Annotated in this window: 2 rRNA genes; both read right to left on the reverse strand. The window is 52.6% G+C overall.

Annotated features, from left to right (window positions below):
• Positions 1–52: 52 nt before the first annotated feature.
• A 5S ribosomal RNA gene (gene rrf / locus HMPREF1246_RS05575) occupies positions 53–169 on the reverse strand.
• Between the two features lie 83 nt (positions 170–252).
• Positions 253–3,158 (reverse strand): 23S ribosomal RNA (locus tag HMPREF1246_RS05580).
• Positions 3,159–3,262 lie beyond the last annotated feature (104 nt).

The raw sequence follows: 3,262 nt of genomic DNA on the forward strand, positions 1-3,262 counted from the left end.
ATCAGACATAAGAAAAACACCCCACTGCCTAAAGCAAGTGAGGTGTCAATCCAACCGGCAACTTCCTATCCTCCCGGACCGTTTCCAGTCGAGTACTTTCGGCGTTTAAGGGCTTAACTGCTGTGTTCGGCAAGGGAACAGGTGGAACCCCTTAGCTATCGTCACCGGATTATGTTGTTGAAGGCATGAGCCCTCAAAACTTCATGAAGAGACTTCCTTGTCCTTTTCGGACTTCGATGAAAACTTGGCCCTTAAGTCAAGCCCTCGACATATTAGTACAGGTCAGCTTAACACATTGCTGTGCTTACACATCCTGCCTATCAACCTTGTAATCTTCAAGGTGTCTTACTAGATTACTCTATGAGAGATCTCATCTTAAGGATGGTTTCACGCTTAGATGCTTTCAGCGTTTATCCGTTCCGGACGTAGCTACCCAACTATACCCTTGGCAGGATAATTGGTACACCAGCGGTCCGTCCACTCCGGTCCTCTCGTACTAGGAGCAGCCCCCTTCAAATCTCTTACGCCCGCGATGGATAGGGACCGAACTGTCTCACGACGTTCTGAACCCAGCTCACGTACCACTTTAATGGGCGAACAGCCCAGCCCTTGGGACCGACTTCAGCCCCAGGATGTGATGAGCCGACATCGAGGTGCCAAACCTCCCCGTCGATATGGACTCTTGGGAGAGATTAGCCTGTTATCCCCAGGGTAGCTTTTATCCGTTGAGCGATGGCCCTTCCACTTGGATGCCACCGGATCACTAAGCCCTACTTTCGTACCTGCTCGCCGTGTTTGGCTCGCAGTCAAGCTCCCTTCTGCCTTTACACTCGTCGCGCGGTTTCCGTCCGCGCTGAGGGAACCTTTGGGCGCCTCCGTTACTCTTTAGGAGGCGACCGCCCCAGTCAAACTGCCCGCCTAACACTGTCCCGAGGATCGTTGCTCCTGCGGTTAGAATCCCGATATTCGAAGGGTGGTATCCCAACGGCGGCTCCCATGATCCCAGAGGACCATGCTCCAAGCCTCCCACCTATCCTGTGCGTCGAATATCAGAACCCAATATTAGGTTACAGTAAAGCTCCATGGGGTCTTTCTGTCCAGTCGCGGGTAACCTGCATCTTCACAGGTATTTCAATTTCACCGGGTCCCTCGTTGAGACAGTGCCCAAATCGTTACACCTTTCGTGCGGGTCGGAACTTACCCGACAAGGAATTTCGCTACCTTAGGACCGTTATAGTTACGGCCGCCGTTCACTGGGGCTTCAGTCAAATGCTTTGGGTCGAACCCGGACATCCTTCTTTAACCTTCCAGCACTGGGCAGGTGTCAGCACCTATACATCAGATTTCTCTTTCGCAGGCACCTGTGTTTCTGGTTAACAGTCGCTTGGGCCTCTTCTCTGCGACCACACTAGGCTCCAGGAGCAAGTCCCTTCACCACTGTGGCTACCCTTATCCCGAAGTTACGGGTACATTTTGCCGAGTTCCTTAACGAGGGTTCTCCCGCGCACCTTAGGATTCTCTCCCCGCATACCTGTGTCGGTTTACGGTACGGGCGGCAGCTTTCTCACTAGAAGCTTTTCTCGGCAGCGTAGGCTCAATCCCTTCGGGAACAAGTTCCCTCCACATCACGCCTCAGCCTCAGTACACGGATTTGCCTGTGCACCAGCCTGCACGCTTGTACGCGATCTACCATTCTCGCGCGGACCTGCCTTCCTGCGTCACTCCATCGTTCAAACGATTGCTGCCGGTACTGGAATATCAACCAGTTGTCCATCTCCTACGCTCCATGCCTCGGATTAGGTCCCGACTTACCCTGAGACGACGATCGTTGCTCAGGAATCCTTATGCTTTCGGTGGATAGGATTCTCACCTATCTTTTCGCTACTCATGCCAACATTCTCACTTCCCACCAGTCCACCGTCCCTTCCAGGACGACTTCAACCCAATGGGAACGCTCCTCTACCACGCGGTACAAGTACCGCATCCGTAGCTTCGGTTCCATACTTTAGCCCCGGGAATCTTCGGCGCAGGGCCTCTCGACCAGTGAGCTATTACGCACTCTTTAAATGGTGGCTGCTTCTGAGCCAACATCCTGGTTGTTTATGAGACCCCACATCCTTTTCCACTTAGTATGGCATTGGGGACCTTAGCTGACGGTCTGGGCTGTTTCCCTTTTGACAACGGGACTTATCTCTCGTAGTCTGACTCCCAAGCTCTGCAGCATAACCATTCGTAGTTTGACAGGGTTCGGTATCCTTTACGGACCCTATCCCGATCAGTGCTCTACCGCCTATGCTTACTGCTTGAGGCTAGCCCTAAAGCTATTTCGAGGAGAACCAGCTATCTCTGCGTTCGATTGGAATTTCACCGCTACCCACGATTCATCCGAAAGCTTTTCAACGCTCACCGGTTCGGTCCTCCACGCATTTTTACCTGCGCTTCAACCTGATCATGGGTAGATCACTACAGTTTCGGGTCTACGAACACCAACTATCCGCCCTGTTTAGACTCGCTTTCGCTCCGGCTCCGCATTTCCTGCTTAACCTCGCTGGCGCCCGTAACTCGTTGGCTCATTCTTCAATAGGCACGCCGTCGCTTGCGCTCCGACTGCTTGTAGACATACGGTTTCAGGTTCTCTTTCACTCCGCTCCCGCGGTTCTTTTCACCTTTCCCTCACGGTACTATGCGCTATCGGTCACTAAGAAGTGTTTAGCCTTGGAGGGTGGTCCCCCCGACTTCCCACAAAATTCCTCGTGCTTCGTGGTACTCTGGATCCCTGCCCCCTCGTCCTTCCTTTCACCTACGCGGCTCTTACGCTCTCTGGCTTACCTTTCCAGGTAATTCGACTAGGTAGGACTCGGTTGATGCAGGTCCGTAACCCCAACCATCCGAAGATGACTGGTTTAGGCTCTGCCCTCTTCGCTCGCCGCTACTGTGGGCATCTCGTTTGATTTCTCTTCCTCCGGCTACTTAGATGTTTCAGTTCACCGGGTTCCCCTCCCGTAGGATACCATCCCATGACGGATGGTGGGTTTCCCCATTCGGACATCCACGGATCAAGACTTGCTTGCAGTTCCCCGTGGCTTTTCGCAGCTTACCGCGTCCTTCATCGGCTCTTAGTGCCAAGGCATCCACCGTATGCCCTTAGTAGCTTGACTTATATCACTCGATTGCTCTTGTGACGTTTCAAGTTCTAAGGAACTTACGTTCCTTGGTTCTCGTTAAACTCATTTCTAAATTCGCATTTAGATCAGAGGTGCTT

This window comes from Acidaminococcus sp. BV3L6, from assembly GCF_000468835.1.
GTDB classification, from domain to species: Bacteria; Bacillota; Negativicutes; order Acidaminococcales; family Acidaminococcaceae; genus Acidaminococcus; species Acidaminococcus intestini.